The sequence below is a fragment of the Paenibacillus sp. FSL H7-0716 genome (assembly GCF_038002705.1).
Taxonomy (GTDB): domain Bacteria; phylum Bacillota; class Bacilli; order Paenibacillales; family Paenibacillaceae; genus Paenibacillus_AQ; species Paenibacillus_AQ odorifer.
This window is the reverse complement of the sequence record NZ_JBBODA010000001.1, coordinates 359770-386145: the sequence shown is the minus strand read 5'-3', so window position 1 is coordinate 386145 and position 26376 is coordinate 359770. Positions and strand designations below refer to the sequence as shown.

The following is a 26376-nucleotide window of genomic DNA, read 5'->3' as shown; positions in this document are numbered from 1 at the left end:
AGAACTTCATTTCGGACATAGATGGCGCTAAATGCAGTATTCTTGTACTTTTGGTGGGCTAACGGTCCCCATAGTCACTATTTGTATGAAATACACCACATATGAACCTCTTTATAAGCAATAGCGTCACTGGAGTCCGAAATGTTGTTCAAAAGGCTGGAAATTAGCAAATAGTGTCATCTGAGTCCGAAACCCTCAGAGGCTCAGATAACGATAACACTGTTGAAGCTGGCGGCTACCAATAAACTAAAAGCAGCAAAAAACTAAGAGCAGCGAATCTCTCTTTATTATGAGAATCGCTGCTCTAGAGTTTTTTACGATGAAACCGTCTGTCTTACTCAATGAAGTAAGTAGTTTTTAGTATAGCGCCCTTGGACTGTTCATCCATCTGAAATGCGATAAGGTGCCTTGTAATCGCCTGCCTCTGCCTATTGGATCAGCTCAAGAAGTTCTGCAACATTCGCCTTGTACTGTGGCTTGAAATCCTCTGATTTCATATAACCCGCAAGGCTGGATAAGAACTGTCTGCCTTCCGGCGTATCACTAACCTTATCAGCATCCAATGCGCATATCAGCAGGTTGCCTGCTCCTACACTGCATTCCACTAGGAAACTCAGCTTATGATTGCGTTCAAAATTATCGATAGTCTGCACAACGGGATTCCAATCGCGGTCAGCTGCATCCATGATGAGCGATTTCGAATTCTCAACAATACTCCACCAAGGATAAGTAGAATATTCCTCGCTCGGGAACTCACGAAGCACCGGGTGCTTGTTATCAATCAACAGCCCCATAGTACCAATGGGTACTGGCCGGTTCATGCTCTCTGAGATCGAGCGGAACATTGGATAACACCAGAAATCTGTGCAGTAATAACCTTCAACAGCATTTTTGAGAGATTCCGGTTTCGGCATAAGCAGTACATTCTCACCTTGCTCCAGCAATGCAAGCGCATCATCAGACAGCTTGTCGAAGACATGGACACCCTCCAGCATGTTGCCACTCTTCACTGGATAAATCCACAGGTCATAGCTCTTACGGATATCTGTTCCCTGTATGGAGAGGGACAATACGATAGTACTCATACGGTCAACTTCAGGTAGTTTTATTGCCAGATCGCAGATATCGATATAATTCGTTCCTGCAGGTACGTCCACCTCGGTTGAACCTGCGGCGAGTATATCATTATCCGCGGTAAGCTCCCAATGCAGATCAAATGCACTCGGCATACCACTGCGGAAACAGCTCAGTTCAACATGGGCATCGAACGTTTCACCAGAGACATAGTTATACTTGGGAAATCTCGCCAACAGAACGGCATCATTACAAAAAGTTCGCCAGTCCTCAGCACTTATCATTCCTTTGGAATCCATAAAGGCGTCAAGGACACCCACCAGCGCCGTTCCCTGGCCACTGAAATCCTGCAAATCAAGCAATTGGAAACCCGCAAGCCTCCGGGAGCGGAATGCCGCCTCGAGTTCCTCTTTGTAGCAAGCTACTGCCAGTTGCCCCGAGCATTCGAAATATTTGGCGGCCAAATGACCCAGCCCTTTACTTTCCAGTCGTTCACGGAAAATTTTGAAATTCTCGGCTTTGAGCGGACCGTTGTATTTATCGATTTCCTCATAATTTGGATAGGTAGCATACTGTCCAATCTCATGCGAGATTACCGGAATGTGCGGTATCCATTCTGCGGAAGCATCTCCAGCCTTCACCGTCTTGGCTTCCGTACCATACTGGATCTGGATCTCGCCGCCAGCGGCAGCTTCCATCCCCTCTCCGTTGAAGAAATCCTGAGGGATGATCTGATCGTCATAGTCTTTCATCGTGCCTGGCAGATCGATCTGGACATGACCTAATGGAGCATCACACATCGCATAGGAGCCTCTGAACAGCCGATCTCTGGAGAAGCGCACGCCGCTGAAGAAATCGTCATGTTCCAGAATTTCTGGCACCCATTGGTGGTTATTGGACCCCTGTGTATAGAGAATCCGGTTATCAAATGCTTTATAGTCCTTTAGGAAGGAATCAATCTTGGCTTTGCTGCCCCATAGCTCGTTGCCAAGCGACATCATCACGAAGGAGGGGTGATTGCCAAAAGCCTGAAGAATGGCATAGCCTTCGCTGATCAGATAGTCCTGCTCCGCCTGATTATGGCCCTCGTCGGTTTCTTCTGTGATTGTTCCCCAGAATGGAAGCTCTGGTTGCATGTAGATACCGAGCATATCCGCTGCGGTGAAAGCAGCTTCCGGCGGACAGCAGGTATGAAAGCGATAATGATTGATGCCGTAAGACTTGGAGATGCCCAGGATTCTTACCCATTCCTCGACGTCAGTCGGGGCATAACCGGTTAGCGGGAAGATCAGGCCGTCATGTTTGCCGCGGAGGAAGGTTTTTTCTCCGTTGATTGTAAACTTATCGCCCTCTGCCCGGAATTCCTTCAATCCAAAAACGAGCTCCTGTCGGTCCATTATATATCCACCGCTGTCTTTCAAAACAAGGTTTATGTTATAAAGATTGGGAGCGCCTTCACTCCAGAGCAGCGCGTCTTGACCAAGCTCATAGTTGACGGAAAAACTACCCGGTGAGACTGGGTACTCCCGCTGATCCACAGCATGTGTATTGTCGCTGTTGAAGCTCTGCGCAGACACTGTAAGTATAGATTCGTTCCTGCTGTCCAAGGTTGCCGTGATTCGGACTGAGCGGGCTGAGAGATCCGGATCGAGCCGGATGCCGCTGAGCCGTGACTCACCATAGAACTGAAGCTCCATACGTCCGGTAATCCCATTCCAGTTGGTCTGGGTATCCTGCGACGTTAAATGTCCACCTTTGGTTGGGTAACCCGTATTGTCCACACGGATGGTGAGCGTATGATTCCCAGGTTGAAGCTGCGGCAACTCGTATATATGTGGGGTGTTCAGACTGTTACGGCTGCCTATTTCCTGATTGTCCAGCCATAGAGTCGTCAGCCTCGTGCGTTCCAAATATAGGAAGCAGACTTTGCCGGCTAGTTCTTCCGGAATGACGACCTCTTTTGAATACCAGACTTGCCCTTCAAACAAATACTCATCCGTTAATGCGCTTACTAAAACATCCTCGTTCTTCGAACCTTTGCGTGCGTAGGACGTTGTTCCCGGCAGTGTGATAACATCTGTAAAAGGCAATGCCAGTCCTTGATTTCCCTCATCCAATTGCAACTTCCATTCGCCTTTCAGGCTGATCTTTGTCTGCAAAATATCACTCCTAATAATGATAATCTCTGAACTCCTGAGGTGTAGTGCCGGTTGTTTTCTTAAAAAGGAAGGTAAAATAAGCCGCGGTTTGAAAGCCCACTTGCTCGGCAACCTCGTAGACCTTAATATTGGGGTCACGAAGTAGTTCCTTGGCTTTGTTCATACGCGCTTCCTGCACGAAGTCGGAAATCGTGCGGCCCATTTCTTTTTTGAAGAGAACACTTAAATAGCTGTGATTCAAGTGAAACTGCTCAGCAAGCTGCTTTACAGTCATGTTCTCATGCAGATGCTCCTCCAGTTGGCGGGCGACCCGCTGGATAAGGTTATGCTGCTGAGCGACCTGCTCTCTTTGATTAAGCTTAGCATATTGCGCCAAATATTCCAGTACGACCTTCCTGACTTCATCTACGCCTGTACAGTCGATCAGCCGCTGCCACATGAGGATGTTCATCTCTGAATCCTTCTCATGTATACGCTTCAGTTTTCTGGCTAGTTCGCTAAGCAAACCCATTCCCAAAGCCTGCACATAGGAAAAGGATACAGGCTCTCTCGCAAGTAACACTTCGAAAGCATGATTGAAATATGCGGAAGCTTTATCGCTCTCTCCTCTGTCCAGTAGCTTAACGATTTCCGGAATGTATTCTTCACGCAACCGGAAATCATGATATTCATTCATCAAGTTCCGGTCGAAATAGAGGATTTGTCCGTAGCCGGCCAGCCTGGCACCGGTCATCATATGCCTTACTTCCTTATAAAGCAACGGTATTTCCGTCCAGAACAAACACTCTCTGCTGATTCCTACCGAGACGGAAGCTTTATACTGCTCTCTTAGGATATCTTGGATAAACGCAAGCTGCTTCTCAAGTCTTGCCCGCACCAATGGCGTTGCGTTCAGCACAATGACGGCCAATTCATCCGCTCCTGTCTTCCCTATATAGGTACCGGAGAAGCCAGATAGACCCGTCTTAACGCAGTTCAATAACCCTTCGCTAAGCAGGATCCGATCCTTGGCATCATGCGGATTATCTAGGAACCTGCGGTCATATCCGAACAGGAATAATGTTGTCTGCCATTCCCCAATAGGCAGATCCAGCAGACGCCGCCAGGATTCGAGTAGCTCATCACTGTGGATCCAGCCTTCGACCATATCTTTGACGAAACGTTCCTGCAGCACCTCATAGCTCTCTGTAACTTTCTCCCTAAGTACAGTGGTTTCCTGTTCAATCTGTTTTTTCTTCTCAACTACTTCTCTGAACGCCGCCAGTTTCATTTCGAGTTCTTCCGTCTTGATGGGCTTCAGAACGTAAGCTTTAGCTCCCAGATGTATAGCCTCCTGCACAAATTCAAACTCGTCATATCCACTAATCATCACAGTCTGTAAAGACTGGAGTAACGGATAATCCGCTCTGCATCTGGCGAGCAGCTCGATCCCTGTCATACCGGGCATCGAGACGTCAGCGATCAGCACATCCACAGGAGTTTCTCCTAGGATTGTTAGTGCTTCTTCACCAGATAATGCAGTTAACGGTTCCTCATACCCCAGAGCTTTCCAGCCAATATGACGAAGAAGCCCTTGAATCTGCATAGGCTCGTCGTCGACAATTAATGCCCTCATTAAGCTCCATCCCCCTTTTTTATCTCAGGACTTTCCTTGCAAACAGGGATATCAATGGTTACACAAGTCCATTCGTCTTCTACACTGTCAATCTCAAAGCGGCCCTCTGTGCCAAAATACAATGAAAGACGTTCACGGATATTGTTCATCCCGAATCCGTTTTGCGTCCCCGTGTAGCTGCCGGCACGGATCTGATCCAGCTTCTCACTGCCAATCCCTTTTCCATTATCAAAAATCTGAAACTGCACCGTATTCTCCACTCGTTTGATCGTAATTTGTATAAAAGCATGAGTTCTAGTTGTGATGCCCCCGTGCAGATAACAGTTCTCGACCGTTGGCTGTAGGATCAGCTTAATGCTGTACAGGTCAAGAACGTCAGGCTCTACCAGCCACTCTACGGATACCTGACCGGGATAACGCAGCTGCTGAATTTCGATATACGCCTTAAGATGCTCAATTTCGTCACGGATCAGCGTCACATTAACCCGGTTATTGAGTGCCAGCCGATAGAATGTCGTCAGCGCATCTATGGTTCGGATTTGCAATTCGTCCTGCTGATCTAATGCCCGCCAACGGATCAGACTTAGCGAATTATAGATGAAATGAGGGTTAATCTGTGCCTGCAACGCCCTGAATGATTGCTCCCGCTCTTTGAGCATGGCCTCTGTATGTTCTTCGACCAGTTTTCTCAAACGGCCAGACATGGAATTGAACAATATCTCAAGTTCACCCAGCTCATCGTTGTCACGGTTTCTCACTGTAACTTCGAAATAGCCCTGTGAGATATCTGTCATTCGGGTGCCCAGCTTGCGGATCCGCCAAATCACATTTTTAAGTACAATCATAACTAGAAATATAGACAGCAGTAGGAAAAATGCAATACCTGCTCCGATATAGTACATAATCCGTGTAGACTGCTCCTCCAGTCGGTCAAGATGCACAAGCGCGGCAACCGTCCAGCCAGACTTAATCTCCTGAGTGATCAGCATCATCCCGCTTTTTGTCGCCGATGTTTCCAACGAGTTGTTCCAGTACTGACCTAAGGAGGATGAGGATAACCGGCTGCCAATTTCTGAGGGCTCCGAGGATGCAATAATTCGATCGTTGTCGTCAACAATATACAATTCTCCGGCCCCTTCAAAAGGATGCTCGAACGATTCCATGAAGACACCGTTATAGTTCAGTAACAGGTACACAATCCCGTAAACATCTCCATACGCGTTCAGAATTTTATAGGACACCACTAGCTTAGTCCTGTCGTCCGCTGCATTAGTCCATACCAGATTGTCTGTTGTGCGAAGCATTTTCATATACCAATCCCGCTCTCGAATGCCCGAAAGGCTACGTTCTTCCGGCTTCCACAGAAGCCCTCCATCTTGAACTAGTGTATCGTTGGTATGATAGATCCGGAAATTCTCAATACCTGGCAAGTATTTGCTGGTGAGCAGAAAGGATCGGTCCACATAATTGACCGTACCCAATTGTTCATCGATATCCGCATAGTCCCTGGCTAATCTAGAGATCAGCTCACCATCCGTAGCCGTCCGGGTAGCCAGCAGATCATAGCTTTGCTTCCTGAATTCAATACTCTGCGCACTTTGCCGAACGGCTTCCCTGATCGTAAGCATATAATTGGCCCGCACCGTATGAAGCATCATGTACCCTGCACCTGCAGCCAGCAGTACGGTGGGGAGAAATACAATTAATCCGTAGAATAATACAATTTTACTCCTCAGGTTCATGGATCGGGTCATACGGATGATCCATTTCTCTATTTGTTGTTTAATCATAGATTCCCCCCATGAAGTGCAAAGGGAGCCCCCTCCAAGTGAGAGGTGCTCCATTAATTTTTTATCGTTTAAGATCCGCGACTGAAAGAGCATCACGGTTGTCTATTGCAAGGCTGTTACTTCCTCCTTGTACGTATCCAGCCACTCCTGCTTGACTTCACTCCAGTGCCCACGCTTCTCTAGTGCTGCTTGGAAATCGCTCCAATTCTTCTCGAATTGCCCCTCGTCTTTGGCCATTAAAAGCTTGGCTCGATATTCCTTGCGGATATTTTCGATCTCCGGTGAATATTTCTCCCATGCGCCGCCCTGTTTCATCTGGAATAGATCATAAGGCTCTGCCACGCGGATCGTTCCCATTTTGCCGATAGCTTCTGTGAACTTAATTGTCTTAGCAGCTCCGGCTTTTCCTGCATCCTCTGTGTTCCACCATGGGTACCATTCATTGCTGTAAGAGGCAGTCATGTAAAGCTCAGGGGTGACTTTAGCTTTTTGTGCGGTGTCTCCGGAATTGCGGCTCGTCTTGTAGGTTTCGTCTGTGAATTTCCATTTGCCCAACGGTTGATCAATCCAATCCCAGTATAATCCCGCCGGTCCTTCATTAATGACCTGCTGCTGCTCAGGTTTCGGCTGCAAGGTATAATCGAAGAATTTCAGAATAGCTTCCAGATTTTTAGTTTTTTCACTAACATAGACATCATAGCCTGGATTCGGATTGGTAACCTGATTAATTCCGACTTTCTCTACACCATTCACTTTAGGAAAAGGGATCGCTTCGTAAAACCACCCTGGCTCTGTTGGGCCGTCCAATGTCTCCCAGGCTGAGGCAGGAATGTTCCAGAAGCTGCCGACATTGAAGGCAATACGACCTGATTTGTTCTTTTCTGTATACTGTTCTTTTTTGCTGGTGACGACCTCAGGATCGATCAACTTCTCCTGGTACATCTTGTTCATCCATTGATAAGCTGCTTTATAATTGGGATCGTCGTAAGCGAATACAAAATCATCGCCGCGTTTGTCAACGCCATTACCCGCTGTAGTCACCCCGAATGCTGTCAAAATCGCGTTTTCATCACTCCAGCCCAGATTATCACTAGTGTCCATCAGGAATGATAAAGGAATAAGCGATTTGCCGGAAGCGTCCTTCACTTCTGTAGCTTTCCGAAGGAAGGTCTCAACTCCTTCCAACGTTGCTAAGTCCTCTTTGGTCATACCTGTTTTCTCCAGCACATCACTTCTGACAATCCAGGCTTGAGATGCCCAACCTGGCCACGGATCTTCCGGGTTTTGGTCAAACCAGGTAGGGATGGACCAGATATGACCCTCATTATCCTTCATAAGTTCCAGATACTGCTTTGGAATAGACGCAAGTCCCGGATATTTGTCAGGCATGTCGAAATACTGCTCTAGCGGCATAAGCTGTTTCGACCGGTTCATCGCGCTTTTGACCGTTTCGTTTCGGCTGAAGATAGCTGCATCCTCAAAGCCGCCAGTGTTTATCTTCAAATTAAGTGCAGTCATCGCGTCGCCTTGAGTGGTTTCCAGCTTCACATTTACTCCAGGCTCCTGTTCACGCCAATATTTCTGGACCAAACTATCATTATTGATGGTTGCCGTCCATCCGAGCCAGAGATTAAAGGAAGTCGAGCCACTAGCGGGCTGGTTACTTGACGTTTCATTGTCACTTCCAGGCTTGTTCGCAGTATTCCCACCTGATCCGGAGCATCCGGCAATAGACATCAGTAAGGTTACTGCAGCCAAGGCGGCTAGACCCGTTTTTTTGATCATCATTGATTATTTCCCCCTGTTCTATTATTGTAAATCAACCTTTTACTGACCCTACAAGAACTCCTTTCACAAAATATTTCTGCAGGAACGGATACACACACAGGATGGGGATTGCACTCACCATAACGACTGCCATCTTAATCGACATCAGCGTAATGTTCTGCATTTGTGAGCTTCTCGCCAAAGCTTCCTGGTTGGTATTCGAGCCAAGGACAGCGGATAAATCCTGAGCAGCGAGCAATTGCTGCAGGAAGGTCTGCACCGGAATCAGATTCTGCTTCGTGACGAAGAAAGCACCGGCGAACCAATCATTCCAGTGTCCCACTGCGGTAAACAGACCCAGCGCTGCAAGCATAGGTTGAGAGAGTGGAATAATAATCTGAATCAGCGTACGAACAGGACCGGCTCCATCTAGTTCAGCGGATTCTACCAGAGCTTCAGGGATTCCCTGTATAAACTTCAGCATGACAAACATGTTCCAGACCGAGAACAGCCCGGGGAAAATATACACCCAGAACGTGTTGATAAGCCCGAGATTATTAAGCTGAATATAGAAAGGAACCAGTCCTCCACTGAATAACATGGTTAAAAGAATATAGCCTAGTATCGTGCTTCTTAATGGTAGACCGCGGTAGGACAAGCCAAAGGCCACCAGAAGTGTGACGATAAGTCCTGCGAATGTGCCAATGACTGTCCTAGCGATTGTAATTAGATAAGACTGGCGGATAATCTCATTTCCTAATACAATCTCATAATTAATTAATGTGAAATTCTTGGGCCATAGATACACGCCACCTTTGGCCGCACTTGCACCGTCATTCAGTGAGATGGCCAGCATGTACAGGAATGGATATAGTACAGACAAGCACAGACCGGCCAGTACTATGACGATGACGTATTGAGCTATTTTTTCACCTCTGCTGAGCTTCATATGCCATCACCATAATCCTTCACCATTTATTTTTCTGGATAACTGATTAGTCGAAACAACCAATATCAAGCTGATCACTGAGGATAACAATCCCACTGCGGTCGCCATCCCAAAATATCCCTGCTGCAATCCGTTGCGGATGATATACGTATCCAGTACATCCGCGACCCCTTGATTAGCAGAATTCATCAGCGGATAAATCTGATCCATCCCTACTGAAATCAGGCTTGGGATACTCAGAATGAGCACAATCGATATTGTCGGTAGAATACCCGGGAAGGTAATATGCCGAATCTGGGCTAGCTTTCCTGCACCCTCTACTTTGGCGGATTCATACAATTGCGGATCAATCGTTGTGATCGCAGCCAAATAGAGAATCGTGTTCCAGCCGGTCTCTTTCCACAAGCCGCTTAATATAACCATGGGCCGGAACCACTCCGTGGAACCTAGAAAAAATACGGGATCACCACCTGCTTTCTCGATGAACTGATTGACCAGCCCACCATCCAAAGTCAGAAAAGACTGCAGGATGTAAGCGACTACAATCCATGAGAAAAAATGTGGCAAATAGCTGACCGATTGCACGAATCGCTTAAATACAGGCCGGGTTACCTCGTTAATCACCAGTGCCAGTAGAATCGGTGCCGGGAATCCGAAGATGAACTTAAGCACGGATATATATAACGTGTTTTTGACGACAGTTAAAGACTGGGGATCTTGCAGGAAAGAAAAGTTGTCTAATCCCACCCATGCGCTGTTCCAGATCGAGGTGCCAATCTGAAAGTCGCGGAAGGCGACCTGAATCCCTGCCATCGGAATATAGCTGAACAGAAATAGCAACAGCACTCCCGGAAGAATCATTAAATATTGCCATCGGTACTTGTAGAACTTAGCGTACAATTTACATCCCTCCTTGATATTTCTATCATAAGGTGCAGCGGGAACCCTGCCTATATAACAGTGATTGGTTATCTATTGCTCTGATTGGTTCTTTAAAGCGCTTACGTTGTTAGACAAGCTCCGCGCACACGCAAATAAACGCAGCCTTAAACGGCTGCGTTACATTTTTATGACGAAAGCTAATTATTCAAATTCAAATTAATATTATTGTTAATGTACGGCTTTTTGCCCTACCGGTTGTGAAGCCTTGGAATAGCGGTTCTCTGGCAATGGAATACCGAGATTTCCACGCAGGGTGCTACTTTCGTATTCAGTGCGGAACAGGCCCCGCTCTTGCAGAATCGGCACTACCCGATCGACGAATTCCTCCAATCCGTTAGGAACAGCAGCGGCGATCATAAATCCGTCTGCTCCTCCACCCTCAAACCAGGTTTGAATCTGATCAGCCACTTGCTCAGGTGTGCCAATAAAGCTGCTGCGCGGGGTAGCGGATTGTAAGGCGACCTGTCTTAGTGTTAAGCCTCTCTCCTTCGCGTCCTTTTTGATTTTATCCGTGCCGCTCTGAAAACTATTGCGCCCCAACTCGCCAAGCTCAGGGAACGGTTCATCCAGCGGATATTGCGAGAAATCATGATGCTCGAAGAATCTGCCCAAATAGTTCAGTGCATTCTCAATCGTCACGAGACCAGCAACCTCCTGATATTTGCGCTCTGCTTCCTCTGGTGTGTCGCCAATGATTGGTGCAATGCCAGGAAAGATCAGCACCTCATTCGGCTCCCTGTCAAATGAAGCTACCCGTGTCTTAACATCACTATAGAATGCCTGGGCATCTTCTAGCGTTTCGTGGCCAGTGAAGATAGCATCCGCTTCCTTTGAGGCGTAATTTTTACCAACTTCTGAGGAACCTGCCTGAAACACGACTGGCTGCCCCTGCTTCGAACGGGCAATATTGAGCGGTCCTTTCACAGAGAAAAACTCGCCTTGATGGTCCAGGGTATGCATTTTTTGCGGATCAAAGAAAACACCTGTTTCTTTGTCTCGAACAAACGCATCATCCTCCCAGGAATCCCATAATCCGCGTGTCACCTGCAAATATTCGGTAGCAATACGGTAGCGCTTGCCATGGTCAGGATGCTCTGTTTTGCTGTAATTCGAGGCAGAGCCTTCCAGCGGTGAAGTCACCACATTCCAGCCGGCCCGGCCACCGCTGATTACATCCAATGAGCCGAATTGACGCGCGACGGTAAACGGTTCACTGTAGGAGGTGGACAGGGTACCAACCAGACCAATGTTGGTGCTCACGGCGGCGAGTGCGCTAAGGATGGTCAGCGGCTCAAACCGGTTAAGGAAATGCGGAATGGACTTTTCATTAATGTACAAACCGTCTGCGATGAAGATCAGATCCAGCTTGCCTTCTTCTGCCTTCTGTACCCACGCTTTGTATAATTCAAAGTTTACACTTGCATCCGGCTTTGCATCGGGATGGCGCCACATCGACGTGCTGCCTCCTACTCCATGCAGCAGTGCGCCTAGCTTCAGTTGTTTTGGTTTGGTCATGTTCATTCCTCCTAAAAGTTTTGTGAGCATACGATTCCCAGCTTTTACTTCATGCAAAACTAACTTTGAAAGTATTCATTGCACGAACGATGCATTGACTGCGCCCTGCTTGATTCGCTCGATCTGGCCAAGATGCCTTTCCACATGTGCGGTGAAGCTATGGACGATATCGGAAATTTTCACGATCTCCCCCTTGAAGTTAATCCCGCTTTTCTCCCAATCCTCTGCGCTGAGCCGTTCAAACAATAGACTGTTATAATAAAGCAGGCTGCGGAACAACTCCAGGCTATCGGAAGCATAACCACTGTTGGCGTACTGGCCGCTGACCCAAGCGTCCTGATTGAAGACTGGCAGCTGCGCAGTTGTAGCAGCGAGAATATCACGGATGCGGAACGAAACCACAATGCTGTGATCAGCTAGATGAGCCAGCACCTCAGTGACACTCCAACTTGTTGGTTCCGCCTTCCATTTCAGCTGTTCCTCTGTTAACCCTGCAGTTGCATGCACCAGCTGGTTGTAAGTACTTAAAAAATTACTGATTTGAACTTTGCTCATTAAATCCCCTCCATTATAAGGCCTGCTTGCGAATGATCAGGTGCAAAACGTGATAACGAAAAAGGTTGGATGTTGTGGTTGGTAGCTCCACTTGTCGCCATATCAGCAAGTATTTCACCTACAACACTAGAAAATTTAAAACCATGCCCTGAGAACCCTCCGGCTACCAGCACATTGGAGTGGAGCGGATGGCGGTCAATAATGAAATCTTCATCAGGCGTATGCTCATATTTGCATACAGAACCTTTAAGTAATCGGCCAGCTGCACCCGGCATATAAGACTCCAGTACTCTTCGGAGGTCTTGCTCATCGCTGGCTTCACTGCCAAAGGGAGCAAGTAGTGTGCCTGGTTTCCATTCCAGCCCCGTATCGTGCCGGCCGATCTTCAGACCGGCTCCATCAATGCTGGGAAAGCCATAATAGCCACCTTCCTCAGCTCCTAGCGTGAAGCCAGGGAAGTTACCGGCAGCAAAAGCAGGTGAGCTCTCAAACCAGCCCACAACTTTACGGATCGCCTTGATTGGCAAATGCACAAAAGGCGCTAACGCACCAAACCAGGCTCCGGCACTAAGAATAGCTGACGCTCCGTGATAATCGCCGTTTGTTGTATGAACTGTTACACTACTTTCGCGGGCGGTGACGTTTACTACCGAAGTGTTCATCAACAGCTCCGCACCCTGTCCAAGAGCAAGCTGGAGGTAGGCGGAGATACAGCGCTCGCTATACAAATAGCCGGCATCTGGTTCATACATTGCCGCGAATGTGTCCGGAATGTTCAATCCCGGCCAGCGCCGCCGGATCTCTCCGGCATCCATATGCTGGACCTGCACCTTCCGTTTCTTTGCTTCCGCGAGACGACCGCTGAAGGAATACACTGCACTATCTGCAAGATTCAAAACGCCCGAGCGGACAAGCAGTTCTATTCCGCTCAACTGCTCGGCTTCTTGCCATAAACGATCTGCCCGCAGAGCCAAATCAATGTAGGCGGGATCTCCACTGTAAGCATGCCGGATCAGCCGGGTTTCCCCGTGATGGCTTCCCTGTGTATGTGGAGGATCAAAGGCATCAATTAGCAGCGTCTTCACTCCGCGCCTCGCAAGATAGTAACCGGCGCTCATGCCCATCGAGCCTGCCCCGACGATAATTACATCGTAACTGTTATGTTCAGCTATAATTCTGCACCTCCATCGGGACTGTACTGCACTAGGGATCGTACAGCTACATCCGCAAGGAAATGTGCTGCCACAGGGAGTGCACGTTCATCCAGATTGAAGGCCGGATGATGCCACTCCTGGCTTCCTTCAATACCTACAAAAACGAACAGTCCGGGTACCACGCGCTGATAGAAGGCGAAATCCTCTCCAGCCAGAGAAAGCTCTGGCTGAATCGCTCGGTAGCCAAGAGCTTCGACCGATTCAACTCCAAGCGCTGCTAGGGAGGGATCGTTGATAACCGGAGGTGGCCCTTCTATCCAGCGAACGGTAGCTTCTGCTCCAAGAGCCGCTGCTACACCGACCGCCACTTCCTGAAACCGGTCCAGCACTTTGCTGCGCACCGTTTCATCAAAGGTGCGGATCGTCCCTTCAAGCACGGCTTTTTCGGGGATAATGTTCCATGAATTGCCGCTGTGAATCTGCGTCACACTAACCACCGCACTCTGCAGAGGAATGACATTGCGACTTACAATGGACTGGAATGCCGTCACAATATGCGAAGCCGCTACAATCGGGTCTATACCAGCTTCCGGAACGGCAGCATGAGAACTGCCACCCTGCACTTCAATCACAAACCCGTCAGCTGCTGCCATTAAAGGACCACCCTTAATACCGATGGTTCCGACTGGCAGGTCTGGCTTGTTATGCAGCCCGATCACTGCCCGGACGTCTTCTAGTGCCCCGCTAGCAATGATTCGTTGTGCACCCTGCGCCTTCTCCTCCGCTGGTTGGAATAACAGGCGCACCGTTCCCTGTAATTGCTGCTCTCGCTGTTTCAATTGATAGGCGGCACCAATCAAGGCAGCCGTATGGAAATCATGCCCGCAGGCATGCATTTTGCCGGGATGTAATGAAGCAAAGGATACTCCGCTTTCCTCCTGGATTGGCAAGGCATCAATATCTGCGCGCAGTGCGATGACCGAACCAGGCTTTTTACCGCCAATCTCTGCGATCACGCCGGTAGACAGACCGTATTCTACGATCCTGACTCCTGCCCGCTCCAGCAGAGAAATAATATATTCTGTTGTGCCATATTCTTCATTGGACAGTTCCGGGTGCCGGTGCAGATGACGGCGTATCCCGATTAATTCTTCTTCAAGCGCTTCCGCACTCAACTCTTTAGCTTTACTTGTCATATACAGTCATCCTCCTTTACACGATTTCCTGTGTGATACCGAGCCCGCCCGCTTTATGCCTCTGCAGCCACTTCAGCGATTGCTTCGCTCAGTAGCTCAAAGGATCGGAGCCGTTTGTCAAAGGGCTGTACATTCGTCGTTATGATGAACTCCTCGACACCGGATGCCTCTGAAAGTTCCAACAACTGTTCACGGACAGATGATTTTGTTCCCTTGGTAATCTCCGATTCCAGCTCTTCAATCGTGTAGGCTTCATTGCTCTGGCGGGCAAATTCCTCCGCCTGTTCCAAGGTCCCTACTGTCAGCTTCTTCCCGCTCGCCAGTTGAATCCGGATCAGCTTATGCGCACCTGCCAGTTCTTTCGCTCCCTCCTCAGTCTCAGCCACCACTAACGCTAAAGCGATAATCGCTTGCGGTTGTCTGCCCTGTGAAGAAGCGAAACCGCTGCGGTAAGCACGAATGGCATCCAGCGCTACCGCCTTATCGCTGTTAATAAACAGGGAGAATACGTACGGTAACCCCAGTTCAGCGGCAATTTCCGCGCTGCTTACACTCGCGCCAAGGACATACAGCTCGGGAGGAATACCAGGAAGGGGACCTGCCTTCAACCCTGCCAGCGGATGGTTTTCTTCGAGGCGGTTATGTACATACTTTTCCAGCTCGATGATTTTGTCCGTCAGGTCTGGGGTCTCAGCTTTTCCCTGCTGTAGTGCCTGTGTGCTGCGTGGGAGTCCACCGGGAGCACGTCCCACACCGAGATCCACTCGTCCAGGAGCCAGTGTAGACAGCACATTGAAGTTCTCCGCTACCTTATACGGGCTGTAATGCTGGAGCATGATGCCACCGGATCCAATGCGGATTCGCTCTGTTTTAGCCAGAAGATGTGAGATAAGTACTTCCGGGGAAGAGCCGGCTACCTGCTCGGAGTCATGATGCTCTGAAACCCAGAACCGGTGGAATCCAAGCTCTTCGGACAGTTGTGCCAGCTTGATCGTATGCTGGAATGCTTCCTCCGGCGTTTCTCCCGGATAGATCGGACTTTGATCAAGTACGCTGATTGTAATAGCCATTGTTTTGCCTCCTATATGGAATAGTTAAATTCAGGTGTGATCCGCTTCAGGAACTGCTTCGTTCTTTCTTCGCGCGGATGGTTAAACAGCTCTGCCGGTGTCCCTTCTTCAACAATGACGCCTCCGTCCATAAAAACCACATGATTCGCCACCTCGCGAGCAAAGCCCATTTCATGAGTCACCACAATCATTGTGATGCCTTCCTTGGCAATTTTACGGATGACGGCCAGCACCTCACCCACTAACTCTGGGTCCAACGCCGATGTGGGTTCGTCGAACAATATAACCTCCGGCTCGAGCGCCAAGGCACGGGCAATGCCAACCCGCTGCTGTTGGCCTCCGGACAGCTGACTTGGATAGGCGTCCAGCTTGCTGCCAAGACCAACCTTTTCAAGTAGGGCGATACTCCGATTTTTCGCTTCGTCCTTCGGAAGCTTTTTGACAATCAGCAGTCCCTCCATCACGTTCTCCAGCGCGGTTTTATGGCGGAATAAATTGTACTGCTGGAACACCATTGCCGTTTTATGCCGGAGCAGATGAATCTCCTTTTTACGGGCGTGCTTGCAGTTCACTTTGAAATCGCCGATGGCAATCTCTCCGCTGCTTGGCTTCTCCAGATAATTCACACAGCGTAAAAGTGTCGTTTTGCCTGAGCCGCTGGGACCGAGAATGACGACAACTTCACCCTTCGTCACCGTTAAATCTATATTGTTGAGCACCTGATTCCGACCGAATGACTTCGAAATTTGCGCAAGCTTGATCATGCTACTCCACCTCGATTGTACAGATTAATTCTTTTTTCAATCAGCGACGTCACGCGTTCGATCAGGAACGTAAGTCCCCAGAAAATCAGTGCTGCCGCCAGATAAGCCTCAAAAAACTTCCAGTTCGTTGAAGCAACAATTTGCGCCTTAGCATTGATATCCACCACCGAAACGGTAAAAGCAAGGGTAGATCCATGCAGCATACCAATTACCGAATTTGACAGATTGGGCAGACTCGCCGCCAGCGCCTGAGGAAAAACAATCCGCCGCAGTGCCTGGGGCGTGGTCATGCCGATAGAATGTGCCGCTTCCAGCTGACCCCGATCCACTGCAAGCAGACCTGAACGGACGACCTCGGACATATAGGCTCCCGCTGTAATCGAGAACGAAATATAGGCAAAACCGATCATCGGAATCGATACCGACCTGAAGCTCCAGCCGAACTGTACCGCCAGACCATCGATTAATACGGGAAGCCCAAAATAGATGAGCAAAAGATGTGTCAGCATCGGTGTCCCGCGGATGAACGTAACATAACCGACAGCCAGCGGATACAGCAGCGGAATTCTGTATATCCGGATCAACGCTACAGCCACACCAATCACAAATCCAATGAGTACTGAGACAACAGTAATAGATAAGGTCACAGGAATTGCACTTAAAATTTGCACCAGAGCAGTCCAGATAAAAGATGGGTCCAGCTTCATAATCCGCTACCTCCTTTACCCGGTCCAAGTTCAGCAATGATGCGGCGGTAGGACCAGCTTTTGTTGATTTTGAACGATTTTTTCTCCGGTGTATTCCGTTTCTCATGCCGTAACAGCCGGCGTTCTGCTATAAGCAGCAGATTCTCGATTGTAAAGCTGATGACCAGATAGATTAGCGCAAGCGCGATATACGTTTCAATAAAATGCTGAGTTAAACTGCCTAGCGTCTGAGCTTTACCTGACATTTCCATCACCCCAAGAGTAAAGGCCAATGACGTATCTTTCAGTAGAGCAATCACCAGATTGGAGAATACCGGAACTGCGATTCCGAGCGCCTGCGGCAGTACGATTCGCGTAAAGGCTTGAAACCCCGTCATCCCTGTAGCATAAGCAGCCTCTACCTGCCCCTTATCCACCGCCATTACAGAAGCCCGGATCATTTCGGACATGTATGCCCCCGTATGCAGCCCGTAAGTAAGAATCACAAAAACAAGCACGGGAGTCCGGGTCATATCGACATGAACCAGCTTCATAATTTCGGGCAGACCATAATAAAACAAGAAGAGCTGGATAAGGATCGGAGTTCCCCGAAAAAAAGAAATATAGATTTCGGAGATGGTTTTTAACACAGGTACTTTATAAAGTCTTGGCAGAGCTACGAGAAAGCCGACAAGAATTCCTGTCAGTAGAGAACAGGCGACAATCAGAAGCGTAGTGCTTAAAGTCCCTAGTAACTTAGGCAAAAACGAAAATACAAAGCTGATATCAAACTGTGCGCCCATATATTCCCTCCCTTCCCGTGCTCACCGGCTCAATCATTTCACCGAATCCGCTGTAACATCCGCACCCAACCATTCCGTACTAAGCTTGCCTAGTGTGCCGTCTGTCTTCAGCTCTTTAATCGCACTGTCAATCGCATCTGACAGCTTTTGTGAATCGGCAGCATCCTTACGGAAAACATAGAGAATGTCCGCGGAGGACAGCTCGTCGCCCGTTGCTTTTAGCTGATTCTGCGGATCAATGATCGGCAGGACAAAATCTGCAGCCAGCGTTGCGTCCACACGACCAGTACTAATCTGTGCGACGGTATCATTCGCTGCACCATTCTGATACACGATATCAATCGCATTGTCATTCTCTTTATTGTAGTTCTCGAGTATTTGTGCTTGTGCACTCGTTGCACCTACAAGCACCTTTTTCCCTTTGAGATCATCAAGCGATTGGATTGAATTGTTATCCTTTGCCACTACAATGCGGTTTCTCCAGTGGGCATAGGCTTCTTTGTTAAAAGAGTATTTCAGCTCCCGTTCCGGATTTTTTTCCATGACATGGGCGACCAAATCGATTTTTTTGGTTTCCAGGCTCAGCAGCAGATTGCTGAAATCCATGGTTTGAAATTCGAATTCATATTCTGGCAACTGCTTATCGATTTCTTTGAGCAGTTCCACATCAAATCCGGTGAGTTTGCCGTTCTCATCTATGAAGCAGACTTTCGGAAAAGCAGTACCCGTGCCCACAATGATCTTAGTTACCTTTGCCGAATCCTTTGCCGGTGCCGCAGCTTCTGCTGCATTTCCATTCTGATTGCTGCTAGCGCTGTTACTGTTGTTTCCGCAGCCGGCAATCGCCAGTGTCAATACCGATGCAAATATTAGTGAAATGGACTTTTTCATTGTTTTATCCCCTTTAAATGAACTGTGGTTTGTCTGTAAGTGTTTTTTTCATCAGATACATAATGCCGTCACCGTTCTGCTGATCCAGTTCTAAAAACCGTTCGTACCCCCGGCGTTCATACATTTGAACCAACCACGGATGTTTCTTCGCCGTTGCCAGCGTGACTGCAGCCGAACCTAACTGACCAGCAATAATGTTCTCTTCCACCCAATCCAAAAGTTTTCCACCATAACCTCTGTTACTGTAATCTGGATGAGCAGCAAACCATTTGATAAAAGGCAGTGGGCTAATCTTCTTAATCTCTTCTTCCTTTGAAAGGGTTATGGTCGCAACTATCGTTCCGTCAACTTCAAGCACATAACACTCATTCGTAGCTATATTGTCTTCAATAAGCGCCAAGTCGGCTGTGGCCGCCGGCCAATGCAGCCCGAGTTCACGAATCAGCTGATAGGCACGATATGTAACATCTAGCAATTGCTCCGCATCCTTCAGTTCTGCCAGCCTGTATACCTCACTCATCACATGCCCTCCAGCCTTTCCAAAATTAACTTTATAATCCCTATCGAAATAGTCGTGATTATATGCAATTAACTTTATCACTGCATGTGTCCATGCGCTAATAGAGTTTTTTAATACATCTATACAATTAGTCGATCTCCCACTTTACCAATCCCCAGTTCTAGCAGGGTTTTGATGAATTCTGCGTTCTCTCCATTTAGCGAAATCAGGCTGGTTCGCAAGGAGATGCCTTCCGTCTCCGCAATATCCACCCGGATCAGTGACCCAACCGCCACTTCCTCCTGCACACTGAGGGCGGGAAGAAAACAGATGCCTGCTTTTTTCAATACCAGCTTTTTGGCTGTCTCCAGGTTATCTACCTGATATTCAATCTTCGGCGGCTGTTCCATACTCTCAAAAACACGATGCAGCCGCATCCAGTCCAAAGAGCCGCATTCAAAAAAAACCAACGTCTCCTGACGGATATCCTCCAGTGAAGCCCGTTGTGCTCTAGCAAAGCGGTGTCCCTCATGTACATACAGTGAGATGGGGTCCTCGCAGAAAGGAAAGGTTTGAATTGCCGGATTTACGACCTTACGGATAAAAGCCAAATCAAGCTCTTTCGATTTTAACTTTTCAGTCAATACTTCCGTAGAAGCTGTCATAAGCTTGATTGTGATATGAGGATATCTGCGCTTTAAATGAAGCATCAGATGGGGCATTAAATAATTGGAAACCGAGACCGTACTGCCGATTCTCAGTTCATTTGGAATGTGTCCCTTAGCCTGAACCTGATATTTACCGTTCTGATAGATCTGGAGAATCTGCTGGGCATAGGGTAGAAACTGTTTACCTTTATCCGTCAGGTTAATCTGCTTCCCCAACCGATCAAACACTTTGCAATCCAGTTCCCTTTCTAGCGATTGAATCCGGGCCGTTACTGTCGGCTGTGAGATATATAGGACTTCGGCCGCTTTATTGAAGCTTCCATAATGATTGATGTAGACAAAGGCCTCAATATTATCAATGTTCATCCCTAATCCCCCTATGCTTATATTAATTTTACTATTCCGATAAAAAAACAATGAATTATAGCGGTGCTTTCCTATAGATTTTGTTTATATCTTAGTCATCGCCCTATTTTTTGTCAACAATTAATTCCGTGTAAATCAATCGGATTTCGAATCAAAGGTTATGTTTATTTCATATAGAACTTTTCTATTCCTATATCAGAATTATGAAACCCCTCTTATTCCACTGGGAATTATCATCTATAATAATTTCATTCGAATGAACATTACATTTGTCTGAAAGGGGGATAGCCAAAACATGTCACAAAAGATCATTATCCGTGAAGCTGAGAATAAAGATCGTAATGCTATCGCCGAAGTGCTGTTAGATGCATACCACCAATATTCGGAGATCATGCCTGAGCCGTTGTGGCTGGAGTATCGGAAATCGCTTCTTGATTCCGTTCATGGTGATACCCCGCTCGTACGGATCATCGCTGAAACCGACAAGAAAATCGTTGGTAGTGCACTCTTGTTCAGCTCCTCGGAAACGGCTTACGGGAAACCGGAGCTCGGGATTCACTCCCCTATCCTACGTCTGCTAGCCGTATCTCCATCCGCTCGTGGTCTTGGCATTGCAACCCTTCTGATTCACGATGCTGCACGGAGATCACTACAGTTGGGTGCTACCACCTTGAACCTGCACACCTCGGAAATGATGTCTTCAGCCATCAAACTGTACCAGCGCTTAGGCTTTAATCGTGCGTATGAGACCGATCTTATGAACGGTGACACTCTAGTACAAGGCTTCCGGCTAGACCTGCTGTCCTCCGTCCTTTCTACAGCGGGACAATTATAGAATTCGAGAATTCTTAAATATTTGTCTTTTAAATATAAAAAGAAGCTTCGGAAAGCTTCCCCAATGATCTTGTGTGATCGTTACGGTGAACTCCCGAGGCTTATTTATTTTTCTTTTTTTATAAGTAATTTCTTTAAAACTTACAGTGATTTCGCCCGTATTATCAGCATCGCCCATTCGAAGATCTGTAGTAACGGTAGCACTGGAAGGGATGGACGAAAAGCTTGCCCCCTTCTGCTTCTTTTTTACATCATAGAGATAATAAGAAACATCCTTAACATTAAGCCCTACATAATCCTTGTGTATAAGTTCTACAGTATAGGATTTTATCACGGCTACATTAGCGTCCATCCACCCCACAACTTCAATAGCAGTATCTTCATGGTTGCCTTCAGTCTTAATGGAGCCGATGGAAAGACCATCCTGATTATAAAAATTAATTTTTTGTGCAGCTATTTTCAGATAATCGATATCGATGTCAAGAATTCGGTTTTCGTTGATTTCTGCTGTATCCATCCAGGCAATCGTGCCCGCCGGGTTCCACTTTATTTTCTCAGAAGGTACATATTGCTCTTGTGGTAACGGTACAGTACGAAGAGAAACTCCTTTATTATCGTAAAAGGTTAATTCGCCGCTCTCATCATCATGTACAAATCTTTTAAAAGTTGGTGAGAGGAACAGGGATGGCGCCCCGGTCGTCGAATGTGGGATTACGCGATATTTCAGAAGATGGACATCGTCCTTTCCTGTTTTCAGATCAAAGATCCATACATTGCCGAGATAACTCTGCATAAACAATTTTTGCTTATCAGCTTTCCATTGAAATTTATAAATGTAATCATAATCATCAGAAAGCGGCCAAAAGTTTTCCCGAAGTCGTTCAATCATTCCTGTAAGAACATTATATGAGGATAAATGATATTGCCCGGCTTTTTTCGTCACATCCGATTCCAGAAATAATAGATGATCCTCATCCAGCGGGATTAGCATATTATAGTTGCTCATAAACGCATTATTCCATCGATTATTGGAATCGTTGAGCTCGTCGCTCCATTTCACCTTTACCTCTTCCGTAGCAGGATCATGGGCTAACAAAGCGTTGACAGCATTATGGTCGCCATAGAAAAGATGAATGGTATGATAAGAGATCCCTTGCAGTTCAACTACTTCTCCACCGTTTAATAGATAGTTATTTTCGGATAGGCCCATCGGTTTGGCCACCAGATCTCCAATAGAGTTCCGTTCTGTATTAAACTCCAAACCATTAAATTTTGCTTCCGAGAACAGAATCTCTTTTAACTCGGCAGTTGATTCCTTAGTAATTGTGTAGCCTGTATCCGTTTCGTTCACATTCATTAACATGCCTTGCTCGTTTGTCTCGGTAATCCATAAATGAAAGGCATATTTATTATTATCTGAAATTAGAACGATATCGTAGTTAGGCGTTGCGGTATTTAAATTCCCTGGTATTTGTTCAGCGGTACGGATGGCTCGGACGAAAATATCTATGGTTTCATGATCTGTGTATTCATCCTTTATGTTAGCATTCACAGAACCATGTGCTAGAGAGTTTGCTAATGTGATTCGCTTGATGGTCACATCTATCTTATTTAGATTATCTGATTCTACTTGTTGATCATTTGATTGAAATAAGGTAAGCAAAGCAGCCTTATCCGTTTCAGATAACTTGTAATGCCCATTTACTCCTGATTTGGTGAAAAGACCATTATTATTGCCCATAATCCAGAATGAGAATTTTTCGTTTTCTTTACTCTTCAATTCAACAGTAACCTCATAATCAGGTGCTGCAATATCAAGCTTCGCGTTGTCATACTCAGCAGTATGTATAGCTTTATTGAAACGTTCTATTAGCTTTTGGTCCGTTATGGTTATTAATCCGCCGCTATCATTATGGATTGTAATGGAGTCCACAGAACTCAGATCGATTAGCGTTTGATTCGCTTTATCTTTATTCCCTGTATTGACACATCCAACAAAGATTATTGAAATAAATGCTAAAAGGGCTAGTAGATTTAACTTTTTCATACAGGCTCCCCCTTCTTATTCTCTCTTCTTTGACGCCGGTTAGAGGATAAAGTTGCAAAAAATGAGATTTTACACCTATTTAAAAAGACCTAAATAAGCCAAATCTAGCCTGTAGCCATTGGATCAGATTCTTGATCTGAGCAAAGTTACAGTGTCTGTAGCGATAAAAAAAGCCACCGCACAGGCCTGTTCTCCTGTAAGGCAGCTTCTTCTTTATCTCAATATATCTCTTACAGCACCTGTCAGCACACCAATAACTTCTTGCTCGGTGGCCAGCGGAGAATCTCCTTCTACTGTGTGGGCTAGCATGCCGGCCGTGGCCGCAAAGGCTACAGTATGCTGAGGATCAAAACCTTCCAGCTCTCCGTGAATTATACCACTGGCATATGCATCTCCAGCCCCGACTCTATCAAGCACAGGAAAGCTTAAGGTCTCGGAATATGCGAAGCGACCGGTTTTGAAGATATAACCGCGCAACGAATGGCGGTTATCTTCATGGATGGACCGATGCGTTCCTGCTATCGTACATAGACTGTAGCGTGAAGCTACTGCGGGAATTAGCTCCTGAAGTTGTTCTTCCCTTGAAGTTCCCTCGGGCTTCATACCAAGGATTAGCATTGCGTCTTTTTCATTCATCAGCACGATGTCGGCCAAATGCAGCATGTCTTCGTAATGGGAACGCGCCAGCTCATAGCCTCTCTCTCCCCAGAGCGATGGGCGGTAATTGCAGTCAAAAACGACTAGGCCACCGTGTTGCTTAACCGTTTCCGCATAAGTTTTCATCGCTTTTCGCACATCATCGTTCATTGCCAGTGTTATCCCGCAGAAATGAACAGCATCCGCGAGGTCTGCCAGCTCTGCGAATGGATAAGTACCCGGGGGAGCAGTATTGAAGCTGCTCTCCGGGCGACCGGAATAAGTCACTCGGGAGGGGCGAGCCCCGAATCCGTTTTCAAGAAAGTACATCCCTATACTTGAGCCACCGCGCTGGATATGCTCGGGCTGGATGCCCAGTCGCCGAAGATAGGCTGTTGCTGCGTCACCAATAGGATTCGCAGGCAGTCTGGACACCAAAGTCCCCCGATGTCCGTATCGGGACAATGCGGACAGTACATTGACTCCGGTGCCGGAGAACGAATACTTCAGCAGGTTACCCTGAGATAACAGTTCAAAGCCTGGTACCTGTAGCCGCATCATTATTTCACCAAAAGCGGCGATATGTTTAGGCATATTGATCCGCCAGCTTTTTCATCGTCCGATATAGCTGTTGTATATCCGCCACTCTCGTTGCTCCGCTCTGCGGATCGATAATCGATGTATAGACATGGGGTATCACCTGCGGCACTCCTGCTTCCAATATAATGGACAAGATCTCTTCAAAGTTGTCCAGATCGATACCGCCGGTCGGCTCCAGCGCAAAACCCTCTTCCGCACAGGCTTTGGCCACAGCGATTAGCTCCGCTTTACGGCTCAGCCCCTGCATCGGAAAATACTTTAAAGCATTTCCGCCCATATCCCGAACCAATGCAATCGCCGCATTTACGGGAATTACAGCTGGGACAGATTGTGCCGCACTGGCCGGACCGGTGGAGATATTTACAAAACCAGGTTGTCCCGTTGGTGCGATCATGCTGTTAATCCAACTATCTTTCGCTCCAAGGTTGGCACGGGTCGCACCAACTGCTGGGAACACCTGATTAATATGGCTGCCAGCATAGGATTTGACAATCTCTGCAACAACAGCAGCTTGCCGATTATCACCCGCACCTAGTCCTATCGATACCGCACCGTCAATTTCCCGTCCATATGCCTCCATCGCCTGCACGGCTTCCTCTACCGTTGCATAGTCTTTGGACAATACACCGACCAGTACATAACCTTCGGCAGCAGTAAACACCTCTTTGGCATTTTCTATATCCTTAGCCAATACGTTTAAGGCCACCCGACCTTTATAGAACCGCTTGTTAATTTCAGACATTGCTTGCCCCTCCTGTCAATTCCCTTATCCTTGCAGTAATCATTTCTATGTCATCACCCATTAGCGGACGCGGATCAATATCAAAATAACCTTGCCTTACCCCATAGTCTCTAGTATAAATAGCCACTTCACCTTGTTGAAGCTGCTGGGACAGCTCAAGTGCTGTTATTGCGCACTGATTCGGGTCCACATGGATGCGTCCACGGTAAATTGCCCGGCCTGCTTCATCCTGCACGATAGTTACCCGAATTCCGGGAAGCCCGTCGAGCGGCATCAGCAATTGAAGCGTAGCTTTTTCCTTTTCGCTTGTATCCTGCTTGTGAGCATATTCATCCAACGCCTGCATCAGGCCGAAGGATGTTTCCTTACCCACCTTCATGCTGCGTCCAATGCCGTGAAGCTGCACTTTCAGCCATTCAATATAAAGACGTTTTCCCGCCACAAGTCCGGATGTTGGACCTTCTATGGCTTTGGAGCCACTGTAAATGACCAGATCGGATATTTGCACATATTTCTGCAGATTCTCTTCCGCTGCAGCATCTACTATAAGCGGTACGTTATGAGTTTGGGCCACAGCCCAAGCTTCTTCTACAGAGATCATATTCTTCTGAACGGCATGATGAGATTTGACGTACAAGATAGCCGCAGTCTGATCCGAGATGGCAGCGGCCAAATGCTCCGCCCGTCCTTCATTGGCATAACCTGCTTCCACCACTTTACCCCCGCCGAGATAAACCATGGTTTCCACTGGTGCACCGTATTGTACGTTATGACCTTTTAGCATTACAATTTCATTTCTAAAAATGCTATCCTGATGGAGCCGCAGACTTGTACGGATATTACCGCGGGTTACCAGCGCCGCTACCGATAAAGCGATTCCACTGGAAGCCGAGTTCACGATCACCGCTGCTTCAGAACCTGTATGACGTGCAACATAATCTCCCGCTTTATCCACCAAATCGGCGATTTCCACATAACTCTGTCCGCCTTGGCGCATAGCTTCCATCACCGTATCGGTCGGTGCCGATACCCCGAGGATGCTCATCCGGCCGCT

General features: G+C 47.5%; 22 protein-coding genes. 1 reads left to right on the top strand and 21 read right to left on the bottom strand.

Annotated elements, in window-relative coordinates; all coding sequences use genetic code 11:
* Positions 1–428: 428 nt before the first annotated feature.
* The 17 genes from MHH60_RS01810 to MHH60_RS01730 form a co-directional block, all read right to left on the bottom strand.
* On the bottom strand, positions 429–3233 hold the full coding sequence (locus MHH60_RS01810; protein WP_076133203.1) for a glycoside hydrolase family 2 TIM barrel-domain containing protein: 2805 nt from the start codon (positions 3231–3233) through the stop codon (positions 429–431).
* Between the two features lie 10 nt (positions 3234–3243).
* Positions 3244–4848, bottom strand: coding sequence for a response regulator (locus MHH60_RS01805; protein WP_076133204.1), 1605 nt, complete (start codon positions 4846–4848; stop codon positions 3244–3246).
* Positions 4848–6638, bottom strand: a complete 1791-nt coding sequence (locus tag MHH60_RS01800) for a cache domain-containing sensor histidine kinase (protein ID WP_076133206.1) — start codon at positions 6636–6638, stop codon at positions 4848–4850. The genes MHH60_RS01805 and MHH60_RS01800 overlap by 1 nt, the downstream gene beginning before the upstream one ends.
* A gap of 102 nt (positions 6639–6740) precedes the next feature.
* Positions 6741–8426, bottom strand: a complete 1686-nt coding sequence (locus MHH60_RS01795) for a hypothetical protein (protein WP_076133208.1) — start codon at positions 8424–8426, stop codon at positions 6741–6743.
* Between the two features lie 31 nt (positions 8427–8457).
* Positions 8458–9354 (bottom strand): carbohydrate ABC transporter permease, encoded by an 897-nt coding sequence (locus tag MHH60_RS01790; RefSeq protein WP_036677267.1) that lies wholly within the window; start codon positions 9352–9354, stop codon positions 8458–8460.
* Between the two features lie 6 nt (positions 9355–9360).
* Positions 9361–10254 carry an ABC transporter permease gene (locus tag MHH60_RS01785; RefSeq protein WP_081388832.1) on the bottom strand — a complete coding sequence of 298 codons (894 nt, stop codon included), beginning with the start codon at positions 10252–10254 and terminating at the stop codon, positions 9361–9363.
* Positions 10255–10464: 210 nt separating this feature from the next.
* Positions 10465–11811 (bottom strand): LLM class flavin-dependent oxidoreductase, encoded by a 1347-nt coding sequence (locus tag MHH60_RS01780; RefSeq protein WP_076133212.1) that lies wholly within the window; start codon positions 11809–11811, stop codon positions 10465–10467.
* A gap of 75 nt (positions 11812–11886) precedes the next feature.
* On the bottom strand, positions 11887–12366 hold the full coding sequence (locus MHH60_RS01775) for a DinB family protein (protein ID WP_076133213.1): 480 nt from the start codon (positions 12364–12366) through the stop codon (positions 11887–11889).
* Positions 12366–13538, bottom strand: coding sequence for an N-methyl-L-tryptophan oxidase (solA, locus tag MHH60_RS01770; RefSeq protein ID WP_076133215.1), 1173 nt, complete (start codon positions 13536–13538; stop codon positions 12366–12368). The genes MHH60_RS01775 and solA overlap by 1 nt, the downstream gene beginning before the upstream one ends.
* Positions 13535–14716 carry an amidohydrolase gene (locus MHH60_RS01765; RefSeq protein WP_076133217.1) on the bottom strand — a complete coding sequence of 394 codons (1182 nt, stop codon included), beginning with the start codon at positions 14714–14716 and terminating at the stop codon, positions 13535–13537. The genes solA and MHH60_RS01765 overlap by 4 nt, the downstream gene beginning before the upstream one ends.
* Positions 14717–14769: 53 nt before the next feature.
* Positions 14770–15786 (bottom strand): LLM class flavin-dependent oxidoreductase, encoded by a 1017-nt coding sequence (locus MHH60_RS01760; protein WP_076133219.1) that lies wholly within the window; start codon positions 15784–15786, stop codon positions 14770–14772.
* An 11-nt stretch (positions 15787–15797) separates the two neighbouring features.
* Positions 15798–16550 carry an amino acid ABC transporter ATP-binding protein gene (locus tag MHH60_RS01755; protein ID WP_076133220.1) on the bottom strand — a complete coding sequence of 251 codons (753 nt, stop codon included), beginning with the start codon at positions 16548–16550 and terminating at the stop codon, positions 15798–15800.
* The gene (locus MHH60_RS01750; protein WP_036677282.1) at positions 16547–17257 is read right to left on the bottom strand and encodes an amino acid ABC transporter permease; all 711 of its coding nucleotides are present in this window, start codon (positions 17255–17257) and stop codon (positions 16547–16549) included. The genes MHH60_RS01755 and MHH60_RS01750 overlap by 4 nt, the downstream gene beginning before the upstream one ends.
* Positions 17254–18039, bottom strand: coding sequence for an amino acid ABC transporter permease (locus MHH60_RS01745; protein ID WP_076133222.1), 786 nt, complete (start codon positions 18037–18039; stop codon positions 17254–17256). Before MHH60_RS01745 ends, MHH60_RS01750 begins: the two co-directional genes overlap by 4 nt.
* Before the next feature lie 33 nt (positions 18040–18072).
* The gene (locus MHH60_RS01740) at positions 18073–18930 is read right to left on the bottom strand and encodes a transporter substrate-binding domain-containing protein (protein ID WP_076133223.1); all 858 of its coding nucleotides are present in this window, start codon (positions 18928–18930) and stop codon (positions 18073–18075) included.
* Between the two features lie 13 nt (positions 18931–18943).
* Positions 18944–19450 (bottom strand): GNAT family N-acetyltransferase, encoded by a 507-nt coding sequence (locus MHH60_RS01735; RefSeq protein WP_076133225.1) that lies wholly within the window; start codon positions 19448–19450, stop codon positions 18944–18946.
* A 119-nt stretch (positions 19451–19569) separates the two neighbouring features.
* Positions 19570–20463, bottom strand: a complete 894-nt coding sequence (locus tag MHH60_RS01730) for a LysR family transcriptional regulator (RefSeq protein WP_076133227.1) — start codon at positions 20461–20463, stop codon at positions 19570–19572.
* Between the two features lie 295 nt (positions 20464–20758).
* Here MHH60_RS01730 and MHH60_RS01725 point away from each other — a divergent pair, with 295 nt between their 5' ends.
* Positions 20759–21298 (top strand): GNAT family N-acetyltransferase, encoded by a 540-nt coding sequence (locus MHH60_RS01725; protein ID WP_076133229.1) that lies wholly within the window; start codon positions 20759–20761, stop codon positions 21296–21298.
* Here MHH60_RS01725 and MHH60_RS01720 read toward each other — a convergent pair.
* From MHH60_RS01720 to MHH60_RS01705, 4 genes are all read right to left on the bottom strand, one after another.
* Positions 21293–23344, bottom strand: a complete 2052-nt coding sequence (locus MHH60_RS01720; protein ID WP_076133231.1) for a hypothetical protein — start codon at positions 23342–23344, stop codon at positions 21293–21295. The genes MHH60_RS01725 and MHH60_RS01720 overlap by 6 nt on opposite strands.
* A 213-nt stretch (positions 23345–23557) precedes the next feature.
* Positions 23558–24574 (bottom strand): sugar kinase, encoded by a 1017-nt coding sequence (locus MHH60_RS01715; RefSeq protein WP_076133233.1) that lies wholly within the window; start codon positions 24572–24574, stop codon positions 23558–23560.
* Positions 24567–25322 (bottom strand): 2-dehydro-3-deoxy-phosphogluconate aldolase, encoded by a 756-nt coding sequence (gene dagF / locus MHH60_RS01710; RefSeq protein ID WP_036677295.1) that lies wholly within the window; start codon positions 25320–25322, stop codon positions 24567–24569. The genes MHH60_RS01715 and dagF overlap by 8 nt, the downstream gene beginning before the upstream one ends.
* Entirely contained in the window at positions 25315–26367 is a 1053-nt protein-coding gene (locus tag MHH60_RS01705; protein ID WP_370511467.1) for a DgaE family pyridoxal phosphate-dependent ammonia lyase, read from the bottom strand. Before MHH60_RS01705 ends, dagF begins: the two co-directional genes overlap by 8 nt.
* Between the last annotated feature and the right edge of the window lie 9 nt (positions 26368–26376).

What these genes read in the sequence shown, in the direction of transcription:
- MHH60_RS01805 (WP_076133204.1), bottom strand. Translation starts at nt 4,848, where the DNA reads ATGAGGGCATTAATTGTCGACGACGAGCCTATGCAGATTCAAGGGCTT.
- MHH60_RS01725 (WP_076133229.1), top strand. Translation starts at nt 20,759, where the DNA reads ATGTCACAAAAGATCATTATCCGTGAAGCTGAGAATAAAGATCGTAAT.
- MHH60_RS01720 (WP_076133231.1), bottom strand. Translation starts at nt 23,344, where the DNA reads ATGAAAAAGTTAAATCTACTAGCCCTTTTAGCATTTATTTCAATAATC.
- MHH60_RS01790 (WP_036677267.1), bottom strand. Translation starts at nt 9,354, where the DNA reads ATGAAGCTCAGCAGAGGTGAAAAAATAGCTCAATACGTCATCGTCATA.
- MHH60_RS01715 (WP_076133233.1), bottom strand. Translation starts at nt 24,574, where the DNA reads ATGCCTAAACATATCGCCGCTTTTGGTGAAATAATGATGCGGCTACAG.
- MHH60_RS01800 (WP_076133206.1), bottom strand. Translation starts at nt 6,638, where the DNA reads ATGATTAAACAACAAATAGAGAAATGGATCATCCGTATGACCCGATCC.
- MHH60_RS01740 (WP_076133223.1), bottom strand. Translation starts at nt 18,930, where the DNA reads ATGAAAAAGTCCATTTCACTAATATTTGCATCGGTATTGACACTGGCG.
- MHH60_RS01780 (WP_076133212.1), bottom strand. Translation starts at nt 11,811, where the DNA reads ATGACCAAACCAAAACAACTGAAGCTAGGCGCACTGCTGCATGGAGTA.
- MHH60_RS01730 (WP_076133227.1), bottom strand. Translation starts at nt 20,463, where the DNA reads ATGAACATTGATAATATTGAGGCCTTTGTCTACATCAATCATTATGGA.
- MHH60_RS01795 (WP_076133208.1), bottom strand. Translation starts at nt 8,426, where the DNA reads ATGATGATCAAAAAAACGGGTCTAGCCGCCTTGGCTGCAGTAACCTTA.
- MHH60_RS01760 (WP_076133219.1), bottom strand. Translation starts at nt 15,786, where the DNA reads ATGGCTATTACAATCAGCGTACTTGATCAAAGTCCGATCTATCCGGGA.
- MHH60_RS01775 (WP_076133213.1), bottom strand. Translation starts at nt 12,366, where the DNA reads ATGAGCAAAGTTCAAATCAGTAATTTTTTAAGTACTTACAACCAGCTG.
- MHH60_RS01750 (WP_036677282.1), bottom strand. Translation starts at nt 17,257, where the DNA reads ATGAAGCTGGACCCATCTTTTATCTGGACTGCTCTGGTGCAAATTTTA.
- MHH60_RS01735 (WP_076133225.1), bottom strand. Translation starts at nt 19,450, where the DNA reads ATGAGTGAGGTATACAGGCTGGCAGAACTGAAGGATGCGGAGCAATTG.
- dagF (WP_036677295.1), bottom strand. Translation starts at nt 25,322, where the DNA reads ATGTCTGAAATTAACAAGCGGTTCTATAAAGGTCGGGTGGCCTTAAAC.
- MHH60_RS01705 (WP_370511467.1), bottom strand. Translation starts at nt 26,367, where the DNA reads ATGAGCATCCTCGGGGTATCGGCACCGACCGATACGGTGATGGAAGCT.
- MHH60_RS01755 (WP_076133220.1), bottom strand. Translation starts at nt 16,550, where the DNA reads ATGATCAAGCTTGCGCAAATTTCGAAGTCATTCGGTCGGAATCAGGTG.
- MHH60_RS01745 (WP_076133222.1), bottom strand. Translation starts at nt 18,039, where the DNA reads ATGGGCGCACAGTTTGATATCAGCTTTGTATTTTCGTTTTTGCCTAAG.
- MHH60_RS01765 (WP_076133217.1), bottom strand. Translation starts at nt 14,716, where the DNA reads ATGACAAGTAAAGCTAAAGAGTTGAGTGCGGAAGCGCTTGAAGAAGAA.